Origin of the sequence: Alistipes timonensis JC136, assembly GCF_900107675.1 — a bacterium.
In the GTDB taxonomy this organism is placed as follows: Bacteria; Bacteroidota; Bacteroidia; order Bacteroidales; family Rikenellaceae; genus Alistipes; species Alistipes timonensis.
Genome location: NZ_FNRI01000001.1, coordinates 49,553 through 67,226, shown reverse-complemented (window position 1 = coordinate 67,226; position 17,674 = coordinate 49,553). Strand labels below are relative to the sequence as shown.

At 62.4% G+C, this 17,674-nt stretch carries 13 protein-coding genes; 1 reads left to right on the top strand and 12 read right to left on the bottom strand.

Annotated features, from left to right (window positions below):
- Positions 1–29 precede the first annotated feature (29 nt).
- Together BLU78_RS00250 and BLU78_RS00245 are read right to left on the bottom strand one after the other, a co-directional pair.
- The gene (locus tag BLU78_RS00250) at positions 30–1,754 is read right to left on the bottom strand and encodes a hypothetical protein (protein ID WP_010258629.1); all 1,725 of its coding nucleotides are present in this window, start codon (positions 1,752–1,754) and stop codon (positions 30–32) included.
- 2 nt (positions 1,755–1,756) lie between these two features.
- Complete coding sequence (locus BLU78_RS00245) at positions 1,757–4,735, bottom strand: tetratricopeptide repeat protein (protein WP_026020541.1); 2,979 nt, start codon at positions 4,733–4,735, stop codon at positions 1,757–1,759.
- A 111-nt stretch (positions 4,736–4,846) separates the two neighbouring features.
- On the opposite strand from BLU78_RS00245, the gene BLU78_RS00240 reads away from it, so the two are divergent.
- Complete coding sequence (locus tag BLU78_RS00240; RefSeq protein ID WP_026020540.1) at positions 4,847–5,254, top strand: OsmC family protein; 408 nt, start codon at positions 4,847–4,849, stop codon at positions 5,252–5,254.
- 48 nt (positions 5,255–5,302) lie between these two features.
- Here BLU78_RS00240 and BLU78_RS00235 read toward each other — a convergent pair whose 3' ends face one another.
- The 10 genes from BLU78_RS00235 to sufB all read right to left on the bottom strand — a co-directional run bounded on the left by BLU78_RS00235 (position 5,303) and on the right by sufB (position 17,514).
- The gene (locus tag BLU78_RS00235; protein WP_010258613.1) at positions 5,303–6,541 is read right to left on the bottom strand and encodes a TolC family protein; all 1,239 of its coding nucleotides are present in this window, start codon (positions 6,539–6,541) and stop codon (positions 5,303–5,305) included.
- On the bottom strand, positions 6,538–9,570 hold the full coding sequence (locus BLU78_RS00230; protein WP_010258612.1) for an efflux RND transporter permease subunit: 3,033 nt from the start codon (positions 9,568–9,570) through the stop codon (positions 6,538–6,540). Before BLU78_RS00230 ends, BLU78_RS00235 begins: the two co-directional genes overlap by 4 nt.
- Before the next feature lie 7 nt (positions 9,571–9,577).
- Positions 9,578–10,606, bottom strand: a complete 1,029-nt coding sequence (locus tag BLU78_RS00225; protein WP_044106059.1) for an efflux RND transporter periplasmic adaptor subunit — start codon at positions 10,604–10,606, stop codon at positions 9,578–9,580.
- Between the two features lie 136 nt (positions 10,607–10,742).
- Positions 10,743–11,849, bottom strand: a complete 1,107-nt coding sequence (locus tag BLU78_RS00220) for a BT_3928 family protein (RefSeq protein WP_010258606.1) — start codon at positions 11,847–11,849, stop codon at positions 10,743–10,745.
- Positions 11,846–12,532: a dTMP kinase gene (locus tag BLU78_RS00215; RefSeq protein WP_010258603.1), complete on the bottom strand. Its 687-nt coding sequence runs from the start codon at positions 12,530–12,532 to the stop codon at positions 11,846–11,848. Before BLU78_RS00215 ends, BLU78_RS00220 begins: the two co-directional genes overlap by 4 nt.
- A 166-nt stretch (positions 12,533–12,698) precedes the next feature.
- Positions 12,699–13,919, bottom strand: a complete 1,221-nt coding sequence (locus BLU78_RS00210) for a SufS family cysteine desulfurase (RefSeq protein ID WP_026020539.1) — start codon at positions 13,917–13,919, stop codon at positions 12,699–12,701.
- Positions 13,920–13,921: 2 nt separating this feature from the next.
- On the bottom strand, positions 13,922–14,743 hold the full coding sequence (locus BLU78_RS00205) for a SufD family Fe-S cluster assembly protein (RefSeq protein WP_010258595.1): 822 nt from the start codon (positions 14,741–14,743) through the stop codon (positions 13,922–13,924).
- On the bottom strand, positions 14,743–15,495 hold the full coding sequence (gene sufC, locus BLU78_RS00200; protein WP_010258590.1) for a Fe-S cluster assembly ATPase SufC: 753 nt from the start codon (positions 15,493–15,495) through the stop codon (positions 14,743–14,745). The genes BLU78_RS00205 and sufC overlap by 1 nt, the downstream gene beginning before the upstream one ends.
- Positions 15,489–16,061, bottom strand: coding sequence for a flavodoxin family protein (locus BLU78_RS00195; RefSeq protein ID WP_010258587.1), 573 nt, complete (start codon positions 16,059–16,061; stop codon positions 15,489–15,491). Before BLU78_RS00195 ends, sufC begins: the two co-directional genes overlap by 7 nt.
- Positions 16,062–16,068: 7 nt before the next feature.
- Positions 16,069–17,514: a Fe-S cluster assembly protein SufB gene (sufB, locus tag BLU78_RS00190; RefSeq protein WP_010258584.1), complete on the bottom strand. Its 1,446-nt coding sequence runs from the start codon at positions 17,512–17,514 to the stop codon at positions 16,069–16,071.
- Positions 17,515–17,674 lie beyond the last annotated feature (160 nt).

The window sequence follows — 17,674 nt, the reverse complement described above, 5'->3', positions numbered from 1 at the left end:
GTTCCCGCCCGGCAGAAAAAGCGACGCCCCTAAAAATTTGCTTTGATACCGACCGTGAAGTTGGCCCCCAGCTCGGGATACCACGGATACTCGTAGAGGTCGCGGTTGATGAGGTTGCGCCCCTCGGCGAAGAGCGTCACACGGCCCGAAACCTTCCAGTCGAAATTCACCCGCAGGTCGACGGCAAAAGGAGCCTTAAAGGGATTCTGCACCACGGGCAGCATCGTGAACAGGCCGTGACTGTCTGCCGGATCATACGCATAGGCCGACCAGCGGCGGACACCCTGCATCAGCGCCTTCACCCCGAACGAGATCTTGCGGCCCTCGTAGGCGACACCGACGTCTCCGGCAATCGACGGCAGGCCGTTTTTCAGGTCCGTCTCGTCATTGTAGAGACAGCCGTGCACACCCAGGTCGAATTTCAGCACGCTCACAGGCCGGTATTCGATCTCGCCGTTGAACGACGTCACGGTCTGGCGCGCCGTCACGGGGACGAAGGCGCCGAAGAACCCGATGCTTTCGGGATCGTCGTTCCAGCGGGCCGTCCAGAAGAGCCGGTTGTCGCGGATCGAAACGCCGGCATAGAGGCGGTAGTTGAAACGGCTGCGCCACAGGCTGCCGCCCACCCCGAGGCGGAAATCGTAATCGACCGAGCTCTTGCCGAGCCACGTCGAAGCCGCCACATAGGGATTTTGGAGCGTCAGCGACCGGAAATCATTGGGCTTCACGGCGCCGTCGGCTTCGAAGAAAGGCCGCAGTCCCGGCGTCCCGAGGTTGAAATCGAGCCGGGCATAGGGAATGACGTAATTCCCGGCATCCGCCCCCTCGATCTTATCGTGGTAATAGTCGGCCCCGACATCGAGGCGCACCACCCCACCCTGGAAACCGTAACGCAGAGCGGCATGGATCAACTGCTGGGTGTTTTCCGAAATGGATTTCTGCCCGGCCAGCCGTTCATAGCCCGCTTCGAGCGAGAAACTGCTGCGGCCGAATCCGCGGGCGATCTTCGCCCGGGCCCCGAGCGACATCTGGCGGGCCTTCTCATTGTAACCGGACCAGTCGGAATGATCGAAAAACATGCCGCCGTTCAGCGCGATCTCGAAGTTCGTGCGGCTGAGGTCCTGGAAATCGTCCCCGAAGCGCACGGCGACATGCGCATCGCCGTAGTCATTCATGTCGCCTGCCCCGAACTCCCGTTCGAACCCGGCAGGGGCATAAACCCCGTAACGGTGGTACATCCGGTTGTCGTAGGAAAGATCCCCCTCGAGGATATGCTTCCCGAAATATTTGCCCGCGGCAGCCCCGATACGGTTGAACATCCGCGTCGACGGGTTCTTCACGCCGAAATCGTTCCGGATCTTGGCATACTGCCCCTCGTGGTTGACATATCCGATGACATAACCCGTCGAAGGATTCTGCGACGACGCGTAGAAATCCAGCACCGAATTGAGCGGATACCCCGCGCCTGCCTTCACGTAGAACGGCAGCGGGCGGTTGAACTCCCAGTAGGTCACCGTCGCCGGACGGATCGGACGCGTCGAGAGCGTCGTGCGCAGCGACAGCGGCGTGATGGTATAATCAATCTCGGGACGCAAGCGCGTCGTGTCGGTCATATCGGGCCGGACGGCCAGTTTCGAGGCGCTCTCCACCTTCGGAACATACGCCTTGGTCACCTCGACCTGTTTCTCGACCTGCGCCGCAGCCAGTTGCGGCAGAACTGCCGCGAGGGCGGCTATCATCAGAATCCTCTTCATCGTCAATTCAATTTTGCGATTCGTGCCTTCGCCTCCTCCACAATGCCGTCGTCGGCAGGCGAATAACCGTCGGCGACACTCTGCCACGTCGCCCGGGCCTGGAACGTGTCTCCCTTGCGGACATAAACTTCACCCAGCAGGAGGAAAGCCCGCGCCAGCCAGTAGGCCTGCGGTTCCCGCTCCGAGAAAGCGAATACGGCGGCTTCGGTCTTGTCCATGTCGCCGCTTTCGAACGTCGATTCGATCACGTAATAGGCGGCTTCGGCCCCCTCCTTCGTGCGCACCTCCTTCGAAAGCTCCTTGTAGAGTTTCACCGCCTCGGCGCTGCGGCCCTCGGCCCGCAGCTGCCCGGCCCAGGCGTATTTGGCCTCACGCAGCGCCGTGGCTCCCGCATCGTCACGGCCGCACACGTCGGCGGCCATTTCGGCGATCTTCGCCCCGTCGCCCCCGGCAACGGTGGCGCGCACATAACCCGTCATGGCATCCTCGCGGCCCGTCTTGGTCGGCGCCACGTCGTAAAGCCGCCGGTAGGCCGAAGCGGCCTCGTCCCAGCGCTTGTCCGCGAAGGTCATCTCCGAGAGTTTTTCCAACACGGCCACGGTATATTGGTTCGTTCCCTGCCCGGCCAGTTCGGTCAGCGTCACGATGGCGTTCTCGCGGTCACCCGCCAGCAGATAGCAATCACTCAGGTAGTAGAGCGCATCGGTCAGGTAATAGCCTTTCGGATAGCTCGCCACATAGCTGCGCAGCGACTTGGCAGCGGCATCCCGCTGCCCGCCGAGGTAGAGCTTCTGCGCAGCGGCGAACGACAGCGAGTCACGCGACAGGGCTGTCAGGTCGCTCTCCACACCCGCCTTGGCGGCATAGTCGAAATAGGCGTCCACATCACCCTCCGAAACATAAATCTCGCGGATCGACTGCATCGCGCCCTTGGCCTCGGCCGACTGGGGCGACGCCCCGACCACGCGGTCATAATAGGCCAGCGACTTCTGCTTGTCGCCGAGATTCAGGTAAGCCAGTCCCAGATCGGAATAGGCCTGCGTACAGCGCGGCGACGCGGGATAAGCCGCAACGAACTTCTCGAGCTGCGCGGCGCCCTCGGCATATTTCTCCTGCGCGATATAACTGCGCCCCAACTCGTAGGAAGCCTCATCGGCATAATCCCCGCCCGCAGCGGCGATCTGCCGCAAAGCCTGCTGTTTCCGGTCCGTATGGCCCAGAATGCCGAGCGTAACGGCCCGTTTGTACTGAGCATATTGCTTTTCGGGCGTTCCCAGCGCGATGGCCTTGTCGTACTCCCCCACGGCCGCCTCGAACCGCCGGTCGGAATAGGCCGCGTCGCCCAATCGGTTCAGCGCGTCGGCGCGGTAGCTGTCGCGCGGCGACCATGCGGCGAGGAACTTGCCGAAAGCCTCCTGCGCCTGCCGGAGATCGTTGCGGTCGAAAGCGCAGTAACCGAGGTTGTACCACGCCAGCGCATACTCCCGCTCGGTGCGCGGCGCACGCTTCAGGTAGGCGTTGTATTTGGCCGCAGCAACGGCGTAATCGCCCTGTGCAAAGGCGATCTCACCCTGCCAGAAAGAGGTCAGGGCCGAATATTTCGGGCTGACGTTCACCGCCGCGGACTCCGCCAGGTAACTTTGCGCCGCTTTCAGGTCGCCGGACGCGTAAGCCTCCAATCCGCGGAAATAGGCTATTTTCTGCAACGCCGCGCGGATGTCGGCATCGCCCGAAGGCATCGCCTTAATGGCGCGGTAGGCGGCATCGTAGTCGCGGGAGTTGTAGTAGGCGGCGATCAGCAGCGTCCGGGCCTCCCCGACGCGCGGCGACGAGGGATAGCGCCCGACATAGCGCGTCAGCACGTTGATCGCCCCGTTGAAGGCTCCGCCGCCCAGTTCATATTGCAGCTTGGCATAGTTGAAGAGCGCATCTTCGGCGATCGCGGCATCCAGCGACTCGTCCGAAGCCATCGCAAAGGCCTGCATCGCCGACTCCTTGTCCCCGGCACGCAGGTAGCAGTCGGCCAGGTGGTAGGAGGCGTTCTGCGTCAGGGCGTCTTCGGCGCCGCACGCCTTGCGCAGCCACTCCGCGGCCTCGGGATAGCGGGCCGTACGGTAAAGCGAAAAGCCCTCGAGATAAGCGGCGTCGCGGTCCATTTCGCCCCCGGCGTTCCGGAAAGCCGCCAAGTGCTCCAGCGTCTTGTTGAAATCATCCAGCCGGAACCACGATTCGGCCATCACGCGCTCCAATTCGGCGCGGCGCTCGGGAACAGCCCGGCGGGCCAGCGCCTCGCCGTTTTCAACCACATAACGGTAGTTGCCCTCGCGGAACTCGATCTGCAGGAGGTAGTACGGCACCACATCGCGGTAGGCGTCGCTGCGTGCGAGCGTTTCGAAACCCTGCTTCGCGCGGCCGTAACGCCCCTCGGCGTAATCGATATAGGCTTTGTAGTAACGGGCATGATCCACATATTCACTGCGGCTGCCGATACGGTCGAAATAGTCGTAGGCTTTGGCGTAATTGCCGTCCCCGAATTCGACATATCCCATGCGGATGTCGTACTGCTCGCGGCGCGGTGCGCTCAGGGCCTTGTAATCGGTCTTTTCGAAAGCCTCGCGGGCCTTCTTCATATTCCCGTCCGAACAATAGAACGACCCGAGGGCGAAACGCACGTCGTTGGCATAGACCGATTCGGGATAACGCTCCCCGAAATCGCGCAGGGCTCCTTCGGCGTCGGCGCTGCCCAGCTCCACGGCGCAGGCGGCCAGGTAAAACTCTACCTCCTGGACCAGCAGGCGGTCCGAAGGGGGCAGGACGGCCTTCGCACGCAGGAATTCATGCCGGGCGTCGCTCCAGCGGCCGTAGTCGAACAAATCGCGGGCACGCTCCATGAGCGTCTCTATTTCGGGCTTCGCGGCCTGCGCACCGAAGGTGCACGTCGCCAAGGCAAGGATCAGCAACAATATCCGGAATTTTCGCATACACATATTTTCACTAAATACGGGCAAATATACGAATTTTTGCCCATCCGCACACTACCAAAGGAACGGAATTTGCCCCCGGGTTATTGTTGAACAAAAAAACCGAAATCCATGATTGAAAAAGTCACTTTACAGATGTCCGAAAACGGGAAATTCCGGACCGAAAACGGCACCGGATGCGAATCGCTGAACCCCAAAGCCCTGCTGCTCTACGCAGCCGCGCAATGCTCCGCGCAGACGGCGCTGATGATTATGCAGAAAGAGCGTATCACGCCCAAGCGCTTCGAAATCAGCTACTCGGGAGAGTTATCTGCCGAAGAGGTCAAATCGGAGAGCGTATACAGCTCGTTCCATGTCGTTTACAACGTCGAGTGCGGGTCCGAGGACGACCAGGCGAAAGCAAGCCGCGCCATCGACCTCACGCACGAAAAGTACTGCGGCATGGTGCGGATGCTGCGCATGATCGCCCCCGTTTCGCACGAGGTCGCGGTGGTGAGTACCGAACCCGCGAAAGCGTAAAACACCCGGCGGTAATGAAAAACGGCGGAGAATATTCTCCGCCGTTTTTTACTGCGCCGTGATGCGCTGGTAGTCCGAAACCGCCACGGCATAATTGTAGTGCGCCCGGATGGCGTTAGAGTAGAGCTGAATCCAGCTCAGCTGGGCCTGCAACACGTCGAGGATCGTCGCAAGGCCCTCGCCATAGGAATAAGTACTGATCGAGAGGTTCTCACCGGCAATGCGGAGGCTCTCCTCCGAGGCGTCGACCTGCGCCCGGCTCTGCACCAGCGCCGTCCAGCCGTTCATCTCCTCGCGCACGATGTCGTCGTGACGCAGCGCGGCGGTCCACTCCTGCTGTTGCTGCACGGCGCGGGCGGCCCCGACGGCCCGGCGGCGTTCGCCCCAGTGGAAGATCGGCACCGAGAGTTTCACGAAAACCGATCCGTCGACCGTCGTCGCACCGGTCCGGTTGGGCACGAAAGGCTGCCACGAGCCCCCTACCCCGACGCTCAGCTGCGGATTGAAGGGCGCCCGGGCCAAGCGGATGCCCCAATCGGCCTGCTCTGCGCGCAGCCGTGCGGCGGTATAGTCGGGACGGCGCGCCAGGGCCTCGGCCGTAACGACCCGCACGGGCATCGGAAGCGAATCGCGGATGCCCTGTCCCAACTGCACGTCGAGCGTGGCATCGGTCCCCCGCAGGATGTTGAAGTTGTGCAGGGCCACCTCGTAACTCTGTTCGGCGCTCACGAGCGAATATTCGGCCTCGCTGAGCCGGGTCTCGATCATCAGCACGTCGCCCTTGGCGATGTACCCCTCGGCGAAACGGCGGTCCACGACCTCTTTCAGCGAACGGATGATCGAAACGTACTGGCGCATCGAAGCGGCGTAGAGCTCCACGGCCGAGAGGTTCCAGTAGGCGTAGTCGGCGGCATAGCGCACGTCGAGGCGCGAAAACTCCTCGTCGCACAGGGCGATGTCGTAGCCCAGTTCGGCCTGCTTGGCCGAAGCCCGCACCGCACCGCCTCCGTAGACGGTCTGGACCACCTGCGGCAGCACGCCGAAGGTCCACGGCTCGATGCCTTCGTAACGGTGGAAAGTCTTGGTGAAACTGCCGTCCATCGCCAGCCGCGGAAGATAGCCCGTGCGGGCCTGCCCCATCGTCTCAGCCGCAGCGTCGCTCTGCGAGGCGGCGATCTTCAACTGCCAGCTGTAATCGGCGACCGCCGCCCGGTAGCCGGCGAGCGAAGTCTGTCCGAACGCCGGCAGGGAGAGCCACAAAAGGATTATCGAAACTGCGTTTTTCATGGTTTGCGAATGTTATAGAACAGGGCGTAGACCACCGGAAGCACGCAGACCGTCAGCAGCGTAGCCACGAGCAGTCCGCCCATGATCGTGGCGGCCATGGCCCCGAACATCGAGTCGAAAAGCAGCGGCAGCATGCCGAGGATCGTGGTCCCCGAAGCCATCGCCACGGGAACGATGCGGCTGCGCGTGGCCGATGTCAACGCCTCGTAGGGGTCCCTGCCCGCTGCCCGGAGCACGCCGATCTGCTCGACGAGCACCACGGCATTTTTGATGTTCATGCCCACCAGCCCCAGCAGTCCCAGCAACGAGAAGAAGTTGAACACCTTGCCCGTGACGGCCAGTCCAAGCACCACGCCGATGAAGATGAGCGGTATCATCAGCAGGATGACGACCGGTTCACGGTAGTTGCGGAACAGCAGCAGCAGGACAATGAGGATCAGCACCAGCGTCAGCGGCATGTATTTGGCCAGCGCCTCGTTGGACTCCTGCTGGCTCTCCTGCTCGCCGAAGACCTTCATCGAATAGCCCTCGGGAAGCACCACGGCGCGGTCCATCGAATCCTTCAGCGCGGCGAACAGCTGCATGGTGTTGACCCCGCGGGCGGGATCGCACTGCGCCTTCATCACCCGCTGGCGGTTGAACCGTTTGATGACGCCCGGACGGAAGTCGAAACGGAAGCCGTCGGTGGCCTGCTCGATCGAGAAGACCCTGCCCGAAGGGTTGAAGATCGGGAGCGCCTGCAGGTTGGTGAGGTTGTAGGTCCCGATATTCTCGTCTTTGAGCAGGATCGGCATGAACTGGTCGCCCTCGCGGTATTCGCCCAGCGCATACCCCTGCGTAGCGATGGTGATGCCCCGGGCCATCTGGCTGCGGGTGATGCCGATGCGCTGGCCCTTCATCTGCGAATAGACCGGCTGCCACATCGGCACACGGTTGCCCCAGCCGTTGCGGATGTTCACGGCTCCCGGCGTGCGCCACATCACCTCTTCGGCAGCAGCCGTCAGGCGGCGCAGCGTGTCGGCGTTCTCGCCGATGAAGCCGAACTCGATGGCCGCATCGGGCACGGGCGAGAGTTTGAAAAGCGACGAGCGCAGCCACACGTCGGGGAAATTCGCCGTGACCCAGGCGTTGAACCGCGCCTCGACAGGCGCGGTCTGCCGCCGGTCGTGGAGTTCGACGAGGATGTTGCCGAAATTGGGACGCATCGATACGCTGCTGCTGGCCAGGTAGTAACGCGGCGGCGTGGAGCCCAACGTCATCGAAACGGTCTTCACCTCGGGCTGTTCGCGGAGCCACGCCTCCATCGTGAGCAGATTGCGCTCCGTATCGCGGATATTGTACCCTTCGGGCAGGAGCACGTCGGCGCGGAAATAGGGTTTGTCGAGCGACGGGAAGAAATTCTGGGGCATCAGTCCCATGACCGCGAGCGAAAGGACGAACAGCCCGACGACGACGGCCACGACCGCCCACCGCCGGTGCAGCAGGGCGCCCAGAAAGCGGTCGAAAGCATGGTAAAATTTCGTGTCGTAGGGATCACGGTCGACGGGTTTCACCCGCAGCATGAAGTTCCCGAACAGCGGCGTCTGCGTCAGGGCCAGCACCCAGCTCAGCAGCAGCGAAAGGGCCAGCACGACGAACAGCGGTTTCACGATCTCGGCCACCGACGAAGGGGCCAGATACAGCGGCAGGAACGAGAATATGGCGATCAGCGTGGCGCCCAGCAGGCTCCACCGCGGGGCGTTGGCTCCGTCGACGACGGCCGTGCGGCGTGCCGCGCCCCGCAGCATGGCCTGTTGCGCATTGTCGGTGACGACGATGGCGTTGTCGACGAGCATGCCCATTGCGATGATGAATCCCGCCAGTGAGGTGCGGTTCAGCCCTTCGCCCAGGAATTGCATCAGCAGCAGCGTGCCGCCGATCGAGAACAACAGCGAACTGCCGATCAGCACCCCGGCGCGGAACCCCATGACGAGCATGATGATCAGGATGACGATGGCAACCGATTCGGCCAGATTGAGGATGAACGTGGAGTTGGCCTCGCGGGCGATGCGGTTTTCGGGATAGAGCACCGTCAGCTCCATGCCCACGGGCATCTGGCGCGTGAGCGAGGCCAGCACGCCGTCGATCTTCTCCCCGGCCTTCACCACGTCGACGCCCGCTTCGGTCGAAATGCCGATGCCCACGGCGCGGCGGCCGTCGACGCGCATCATCGTCTGCGGCGGTTCGGCATAGCCCCGTTCGACACGGGCGATGTCGCCCAGCCGGTACTGCTTGCCCGAGGAGGCGATCAGCAGTTGGTCCGAAAGGTCGTCGAGGGTCTTGTAGGTTCCGTCCTCGAGTATCTGTATGCGGAGTTTCCCGGCCTGTTTCTCCCCGCTGTTGACGATGGAGTTCTGCTGGCCGATGGTCGAAACGATGGTTTCGGGACGGATGGAGAAGTTGGCCAGCGCCGCGAGGCTGACATAGACGTTGACCACGGGCGTCTGCTCGCCGTAAAGAGTCACCTTCTGCACGCCGTCGACCGTCACGAGGGCCGTTTTCAATCGCTGGGCCCAGTCGCGCAGCTCCGACCACGAGAATCCCCCGTCGACGGAGAGACCGTAATAGATGCCGTAAACATCGCCGAAATCGTCGGCAACGGTGATCTGCGACGCCCCGGCGGGCAGTTTGGGCTGGACGTTGAGCACCTTGCGGCGCAGTTCGTCCCACATCTGCGGAATTTCCGCAGCGGGCGTGGCGGGGTCCAGTTCGACCTGGATCTTCGAGACCCCGTAATAGGATTCGGAGGTGATCTTGTGCACGAGGCGCATCGACTGCACCTCGCGTTCGATCGGCTCGGTGACGAGCTGCTCGACCTCCCGGGGCGTGGCCCCCGGATAGGAGCAGACGAGCGACGCCGATTTGATGACGAAGACCGAGTCCTCTTTCTTGCCCAGCGTCGAGAAACCCAGCGCCCCGCCGGCCAGCAGGACGAAGAGGAAGAAATAGATTACCTTGGCGCTTCGCAGGGAATATTCGGGCAGGTTCATCGCAGCGTCATTTTAAAATCCGGACCTGTTCCCCCTCGCGCAATTGGTAGACCCCCGCGGTAACGACCTTCTCGCCCGGCGCGACGCCGCTGTCGATGACCACGCGGTCGCGTCCGAACAGCTCCCCGGGCTTCACCTCGCGGCGCGTGACGCGGTCGCCCGCACCGACTATCCAGACATAGGTGCCGCCCTCGGCCGGGGCATAGATGGCCGAGACGGGCAGCGACACGGCATCGGGGACCGGGTCGGTGCTCTGCATGGTGATCGTACACGACATGCCGGGCGAAATGCGGTAACGCGCCGGATCGGGATTTTCGAGGGTCAGCGACACGGGGAATCCCGAAGCGTCGGACGAGGTTTCGACATACTCCTTCAGGCGGGCCGGGATCGCCGCGCCCCGGTAATTGTCGAACTCGACGGTGAAGTGCGTCGAACTGTCCCGCAGCAGCGACAGCCCGGTTTCGGGCAGCGTGAACTGGACGGTGGTGGTGACGGGGTTGACCAGCCGGAGGATCGACTGCCCGGCCTGCACCCGTTCGAAATTGTCGACATACTTGCGCTCGACGACCCCGGCGAACGGAGCCCTCAGACGCGTGTCTTTCAGCAGGTCGAGGGTGTTTTCATAGGTGGAGCGGGCCTGCGCATAGCGTGTCGAGGCGGCCTCGGCCTCCTGCCGCGACACGGCTTCGTGTTCCAGAAGGCGCTGCATGCGCTGCTGCTGCGAACGGGCCTCTTCGAAGGCCGAACGGGTCGCCGACACCTGCAGTTCGATGTCCCGGGGGTCGAGCTCGGCGAGCAAAGTTCCCTTCTTCACGCTCTGTCCCTGCGCAACGGGGACATCGAGGACCTGCCCCGCGACTTTGAAAGCGAGATTTACGGCGTCGTCGGGTGTAGCCATGCCGGCAAAATCCTTGTCGATGAGGCCGGCACCCGCGGCCGTCGTGACCTTCACGGGACGCACCGCCTCGGGAGCCGGGGTTCTGCGGCCGCACGCCCCGGCAAGCAGGGTTATCAGCAAAATAGGGATTGTTCGCATACGAAAAAAGTTGATACTCTTCTTTTTCTACGCTCGGCATAGTCCGAAACCGAGTTTCGGCTCTGCCCTCGCTAAACGAAAAAGTTGACACAGATTTCTCTGTGTCAACTTTTATACCACATCCCGCCGAACGCCCCTACGGACGAATATCGCGACAATTCCTTTTAGCCGTGATGGTTCCGTCGTCCAGCACCACGAGACCGTTATAGGCCCGGAGCATGGTTTTCATCGTCGAGGCGTCGATGTTGTAACAGCGCACCTCCCCCGAGCCGAAATCGTGCCACGTCACGCCGTACAGCGGATCGGGCGTCAGGCAGACCACATGCGCCCCTTCCTCCCGGGCGCGCTCCACCAGAGAGGCCATACGCCGGGCGCAGGGACGCGACAGGCGGTCGAACTCCGTGACGCAGAGCATGTAAACCCGTCCGGGCATGGTCAGCACCTCCTCCGTGGCGTCGCCCTCGGCGTCGCGCAGGGCGAATTCGCTCACCAGCGGCCGCACCGACGGCAGTTCGCTCGTGGTGCGGGTATCGACCCACTCCCACTTTTCGGCATCCTGCCACTCGGTATCGTCCAGCGAGAACTCACGCTCGCGCCCCGTCTCCCGGTCGCGGTAGACCAGCACGGTCTCCGATTCGCCGGACTCGACGGCAGGCTCCTGCATCGCCTCGTGGATGTTTACCCCGACCTTATAGGGCAGGAAGTCGATCAGCGGCAGGTGGATATAGCAGTAGTAGCCCAGGTACATCGAGAGGAAGAAGAACGTGCAGGTGAGCACGATCTCCAGCGGTTTGAAGGCGAAGATCTTGTCGGGACGGTAGCGCCACCACACCACGAAGGCCATCGGCAGCAGGGCGACGTTCTTGGCGAAGGTCTCCCAGGGGGTTAATTTCAGGGCCTCGCCGAAGCATCCGCAGTCCTCGACGGGAATCAACGTGGCGCTGAGCAGCGTCAGCAGGGTGAAGAAGATCATCGAAACCAGCGCGAAGATCGAGATCAGGCGGATGCGGACTTTGAACAGCAGCATGCACCCCATCATCAGCTCGGCGCCGCACAGCCAGATCGAGAAGGTCATCGCCGCAGGCTGCAGGTACTCCACGCCGTAGATCGAGAGATACTCGTTGACCTTCAGCGCCGTGCCCCACGGGTCGATCACCTTCGAGAAGCCCGAAAGGATGAACGTGCAGGCAAGGATCAGCCGGCAGACGTTCGCCAGAATCTTGAAAGCCCGGGTACTCCTCATCGTGCGTCGAGTATCGGGGCCAGCACGGCCCGTATCTTATCGAAAATCCGCTCGGGACTCTCCATCGCCCCGTTCGCATCGCAGCAATCGACCACGCGCAGCGAAGCATCCTTCGCCGCGGCGGCCAGATAAACCTCGCGGACACGCCGCTGCAGGTCGAGGGCTCCCTCGTGAATGTCCTGACCGCCTTGCAGATAGGTGCGGTCGTCGCCCTCACGCGCCTCGGTGAGCTTGCTCTCGGTGAAAGTGAAAGGCACGTCGAGGAACAGCGACATGTCGGGACGCGGCAGGTCGTTATAACCGAATTCGAGGTCGAGAATCCACTGTGCGAGGCGGTCGCGCGACTCCCCGGCGGGAAGTTTCGCGCACTGGAAGCCTACATTCGAGTAGACATAACGGTCGAGGATCACGGCTTTGCCCGCGGCGATCCACTCCCGGATCTGCGGACCCGCCGCGGCACGGTCGCCGGCAAAAAGCAGGGCCACGAGGTAGGGATCGACCTCGTTCACGCCGCCGAACTCCCCCCGGAGGAAACGGGCGATCAGCTCGCCGTAGACCGGAGCGTCGAAGCGCGGGAAATGCACATACTCGCTCTCCACACCACGCTCGGAGAACAACCGGCGCAACATACGAATCTGGGTCGATTTGCCCGCTCCGTCCAAGCCTTCGAGTACGATGAACATGGTTAGTAATTTTTAATACCTCTTAATCATTTTCGGGACGCAATGACGCTCCCGATCGTCGTTATCGCCGCCCGTGGCGGCGTTTGCAAATTGGACCCACCCCCAACCCCCGCCTTGGCGGGGGCTCAGTCGCATCGCGACCGGAATACCGCCAAAACTTTCAGCTTTAATTGCGAAGCATCCGCACGGCCCGTTCAACCCCGGCGGCCAGCGCATCGGCCTCGGAGAGCGTATTGTACAGCGCGAACGAGGCCCGGCACATGCCCGTCGTGGCATAGTGGTCCATCACGGGTTCGGCGCAGTGCTGGCCCGTACGGACCGCAATGCCCAGTTTGTCGAGGATCATTCCCATATCGTAGGGATGCACCCCCTCGACGTTGAACGACACGATGGCGCACTTGCCGGGCGCCGTGCCGAAAATCCGCAGTCCGTCGATGGCCGTCAGCCGCTCCGTAGCCCGGCGCAGCAAGGCCTCCTCGTGGGCCTCGACCTCCGCCGCGTCGAACTGCTGCACGAATTTCACCGCCTCGCCCAACCCGATGGCTCCCACGAAATTGGCCGTTCCGGCTTCGAATTTCAACGGCACGGGGGCATAGGTGGTCTTTTTGAACGTCACCGTGTCGACCATGTCGCCGCCCCCGAGGAACGGCGGCATCTTCTCCAACAGATCCCGCTTGCCGTACAGCACGCCTATACCCGTCGGACCGTAGAGTTTGTGGCCCGAAAAGGCGTAGAAGTCGCAGTCCATCTCGCGGACATTCACGCCGCCGTGCACCACACCCTGACAACCGTCGACAACGACGACGGCCCCGACGGCATGCGCCGCTTCGACCACGGGCCGCAGGTCGGGCCGTGTGCCGAGCGTGTTCGACGCCTGCGTCACGGCCACCACGCGGGTCCGTTCGTCCACAAGTTCCGGCAGCAGGTCCATGCGCAGCGCTCCCGCCTCGTCGAACGGAAGCACACGTATCCCGGCTCCCCGGCGTTCGGCCAACAATTGCCACGGCACGATGTTGGAGTGATGCTCCATCTCGCTGACGAGGATGTTATCCCCCGCACCGACGAACGCGTCGCCCCAGGCATAAGCCACCGTGTTGAGCGACGCCGTGGCGCCCGCCGTGAAGACGATCTCCTCCTTTTCGGCCGCCCCGATAAAGGCGGCGATCCGCTCCCGCGCCTCCTCGTACAACTCCGTGGCCTGCTCCGACAGGAAATGCACGCCGCGGTGGATGTTCGAGTTCAGGCCCCGGTAGAGGTAATCGACCGTATCGATCACCTGCCGGGGCTTTTGCGCCGTGGCTCCGCTGTCGAGGTAAACCAGCGGCTTACCGTAGACCTCGCGGTGCAGGATCGGAAACTCCTCCCGTATTTTCTCGATATCAAACATCATTACATTTCTTCGATTTTCACCGAGGCCAGCTCCATGATCGCCCCGCACAGCGGCTCGATGCCGCAGCGGCCGACGACATCGCCGACAAACCCTTCGATCTGCAGCCGCCGGGCCTGCGCTTCGCTCAGTCCCCGCTGACGCATGTACAGAATCGCATCGGCATCCATCTGCCCCACCGTCGCGCCGTGCGAACACTTCACGTCGTCGGCGTAAATCTCCAACTGCGGCTGGGTCGTGATGCGGGCCGTCTCGCTCAGCAGAATGTTGCGGCTCTGCTGGCGGGCGTCGGTGCGCTGGGCGTCGGGAGCGACGTAGATCAGTCCGCAAAACTCCCCGACAGCCTGCCCGCCGGCAACACCTTTGATGTAGGAATTGCTGCGACAATCGGCGACATTGTGTCCCGTGCGAAGTTTCACCACGCAGTGCTCATTGCCCGCGGCGAGAAATACCCCGCCCAGTTCGTTTTCGGCATCCGCGCCGTCGAGGTCGATGCGGTACGAGGCGTTGGCGCTCGACAACTGCACCGTCGTCAGGCGGCAACGGCTGCGGGCAGCCTGCTTCACCGAGACCTCGGCAAACGCCTCGGCCGTAAACAATTCGGTCAGCTCCAACTGCGCCTCCTCGCCCAACTCCACCTCCACGACCGACGTGTCGGCCGCGGTGTGCAGCACGACGATTCGCGCCGAAGCGCCGGCAGCGGCCTCGATACGGAGCTTCCGGGGATCGACCGCCGCAAAGGGTTCGGCCGCAGCCCCGTCGATCCGGAGCACCTCGCCGTCCGCCGGACGAAACCTGCGGATGATGTCGAGAATCGCCTCCATTACCGGTCGTATTCGTTGATGAGCCAATCGTACCCCTCCTTCTCGAGCCGAAGGGCCAGCGACTTGTCGCCCGAATGGATGATACGGCCCTTGTAGAGCACGTGCACCACGTCGGGCACGATGTAGTCCAGCAAGCGCTGGTAGTGCGTGATGACCACCGTGGCGTTATCCGCCCGGTGGAGTTTGGTGACGCCCGTGGCGACGATCCGCAGGGCGTCGATGTCGAGCCCCGAGTCGGTCTCGTCCAGAATCGCCAGCTTCGGGTCGAGCATCGCCATCTGGAAAATCTCGTTCTTCTTCTTCTCGCCGCCCGAGAAACCTTCGTTCACGGCCCGCGAGGTGAGTTTCGACGAAAGCTCCACCACGGCGCTCTTCTCGCGCATCAGCTTCAGAAACTCGGCGGCCGTCAGCGGCTCCTCGCCGCGGAACTTACGCTGTTCGTTGACGGCCAGCTTCATGAAATTGGCCATCGTGACGCCCGGAATCTCCACCGGATACTGGAAGCCCAGGAACAGGCCCAGACGCGCGCGGTCCTCGATGGGCATCGCCAGCAGATCACGGCCCAGGAACTCGGCCGAACCTTCGGTGACGGTGAATTTCTCATTGCCCGCCAGCACCGACGCCAGCGTCGACTTACCCGAGCCGTTAGGCCCCATAATGGCATGCACCTCGCCAGCCTTCACTTCGAGGTCGATACCCCGGAGAATCTCCTTGCCGTCGACCGAGGCGTGCAGATTTTTTACCTTTAACATATCTTTTTTGCCAGTTTTTTACATTTCACAATTTCCCGGGGCGTCAGCTCCCCGTGTTTGCGGCATCCGCCCCGGCCCAAAGTCCCGGCGACCCGGAAACCGCTCCATTTCAATATCTCGCGCAAGGCACGGAACACGCCGGTCGTCTGGCGGAACCACACGCTGAACGGATAGACCGTATTGCACGTGGCGACCAGCACGGCCCGCTTGCCCTTGTGCAGCGGGATCGGCATGCCGTTCTCCCGCTCGCCCATCATCGCATAGACCATCCGGTCGAACAGCACCTTCAGCGCACCGCTCATGTTGCCCCAATAGCAGGGCGACCCGACGATCAGGGCATCGGCCCCGCGAATGGCCTCCGCCGCACGGTGAGCGTCGTCCCCGGGCAGTATGCAACGACCCAGCGAACGGCATTTCATACACCCGGTGCAGGGCCGGACCTGCATGTCGCGAACGAACAGCATCTCGACTTCGCACCCCTCGGGCAGACCGGCGGCCACATGGCCGAGCATCTGCGAAACCAGCCCGTCGCGGCGGGGACTTCCGTTTATGACGACGACTTTCATCTTCTAACTATCCGACCGATCCCTCCAACTGCAAGGCCAGCAGTTTTTGCGCCTCGACGGCGAATTCCATCGGCAGTTTCGACAGCACCTCGCGGGCATAGCCGTTGACGATCAATCCCACGGCGTCCTCGGTCGAAAGCCCGCGCTGGTTGCAGTAGAACAATTGGTCGTCGGAAATTTTCGAGGTCGTGGCCTCGTGTTCCACCACACCCGTACGATTGCGCACGTCGATCACCGGGAAGGTATGCGCCCCGCACCGGTCGCCGATCAGCAGCGAATCGCACTGCGAGTAGTTGCGGGCGTTCTCAGCCCCCTTCGCCACACGGACCATGCCGCGGTAAGAGTTCTCGCTCCGGCCTGCGGAAATGCCCTTCGACACGATGCGGCTGCGGGTGTTGCGGCCGATGTGGATCATCTTCGTACCCGTGTCGGCCTGCTGGAAATTGTTGGTCATGGCCACCGAGTAGAACTCCCCGACAGCGTTGTCGCCCGCGAGGATGCAGCTCGGGTATTTCCACGTGATCGCCGAACCCGTCTCGACCTGCGTCCACGACAGGCGGGCGTTCTCGCGGCAGATGCCGCGTTTGGTCACGAAGTTGTAGACGCCGCCCCGGCCCTGCCGGTCGCCGGGATACCAGTTCTGGACGGTGGAGTATTTCACCTCGGCGTCCCGCTCGACGATGATCTCCACGACGGCGGCATGCAACTGATTTTCATCGCGCTGAGGCGCGGTGCACCCCTCGAGGTAGCTCACATAGGAGCCCTCGTCGGCTACGATCAGCGTGCGTTCGAACTGCCCCGTGCCGGCGGCGTTGATGCGGAAATAGGTCGAAAGCTCCATCGGGCAGCGCACCCCCTTGGGGATGTAACAAAACGATCCGTCGGAAAAAACCGCGGCGTTCAGCGCAGCGTAGAAATTGTCGGTATAGGGCACGACGCTCCCGAGGTACTTCTTCACCAATTCGGGGAAGTCGCGCAGCGCCTCGGAGATCGAACAGAAGATGATCCCTTTCTCGGCCAGCACCTCTTTGAAAGTGGTTTTGACCGACACGGAGTCCATCACGGCGTCGACCGCAACGCCCGCCAGCGCCATCTGTTCCTCGAGCGGAATGCCCAGCTTGTCGAACGTGCGCTTCAGCTCGGGATCGACCTCGTCCATCGAACCCAGTTGCTTTTTGGGCTTGGGAGCCGCATAGTAGATGATCTCCTGAAAGTCGATCGGAGGAATCGTCAGGTGGGCCCACGTCGGAGCCTCCAGCGTCAGCCAGTGGCGGTAGGCCGCCACGCGCCGCTCGGTCATCCACTCCGGCTCGCCCTTTTTGGCGGAGATCAGCCGCACGACATCCTCCGAGAGACCCTTGCCGATGGTTTCGGTCTCGATGTCGGAAGTAAAGCCGTACTTGTATTCCTGTTCTCCGATATTTTCCAGTATGTCTTTTTCGTTTTCTTCCATCACAAGCGAGATATCGGACAAAGATACGAATAAGCGAGTGCAAAAGCAAGTTTACTTGCATTTTGCCGAGCGAAAGTATCTAAGACGAGGTCAATAATACAACGTTTACATTTTTACCATGACTCCTGCAAATCCGGTTCCGCAACGCCCCGATCGTCCT

Coding starts and splice junctions, on each gene's coding strand:
- BLU78_RS00235 (WP_010258613.1), bottom strand. CDS start 6,541: ATGAAAAACGCAGTTTCGATAATCCTTTTGTGGCTCTCCCTGCCGGCG.
- BLU78_RS00215 (WP_010258603.1), bottom strand. CDS start 12,532: ATGTTCATCGTACTCGAAGGCTTGGACGGAGCGGGCAAATCGACCCAG.
- BLU78_RS00195 (WP_010258587.1), bottom strand. CDS start 16,061: ATGAAAGTCGTCGTCATAAACGGAAGTCCCCGCCGCGACGGGCTGGTT.
- BLU78_RS00210 (WP_026020539.1), bottom strand. CDS start 13,919: ATGTTTGATATCGAGAAAATACGGGAGGAGTTTCCGATCCTGCACCGC.
- BLU78_RS00245 (WP_026020541.1), bottom strand. CDS start 4,735: ATGCGAAAATTCCGGATATTGTTGCTGATCCTTGCCTTGGCGACGTGC.
- BLU78_RS00225 (WP_044106059.1), bottom strand. CDS start 10,606: ATGCGAACAATCCCTATTTTGCTGATAACCCTGCTTGCCGGGGCGTGC.
- BLU78_RS00250 (WP_010258629.1), bottom strand. CDS start 1,754: ATGAAGAGGATTCTGATGATAGCCGCCCTCGCGGCAGTTCTGCCGCAA.
- BLU78_RS00205 (WP_010258595.1), bottom strand. CDS start 14,743: ATGGAGGCGATTCTCGACATCATCCGCAGGTTTCGTCCGGCGGACGGC.
- sufC (WP_010258590.1), bottom strand. CDS start 15,495: ATGTTAAAGGTAAAAAATCTGCACGCCTCGGTCGACGGCAAGGAGATT.
- BLU78_RS00220 (WP_010258606.1), bottom strand. CDS start 11,849: ATGAGGAGTACCCGGGCTTTCAAGATTCTGGCGAACGTCTGCCGGCTG.
- BLU78_RS00240 (WP_026020540.1), top strand. CDS start 4,847: ATGATTGAAAAAGTCACTTTACAGATGTCCGAAAACGGGAAATTCCGG.
- sufB (WP_010258584.1), bottom strand. CDS start 17,514: ATGGAAGAAAACGAAAAAGACATACTGGAAAATATCGGAGAACAGGAA.
- BLU78_RS00230 (WP_010258612.1), bottom strand. CDS start 9,570: ATGAACCTGCCCGAATATTCCCTGCGAAGCGCCAAGGTAATCTATTTC.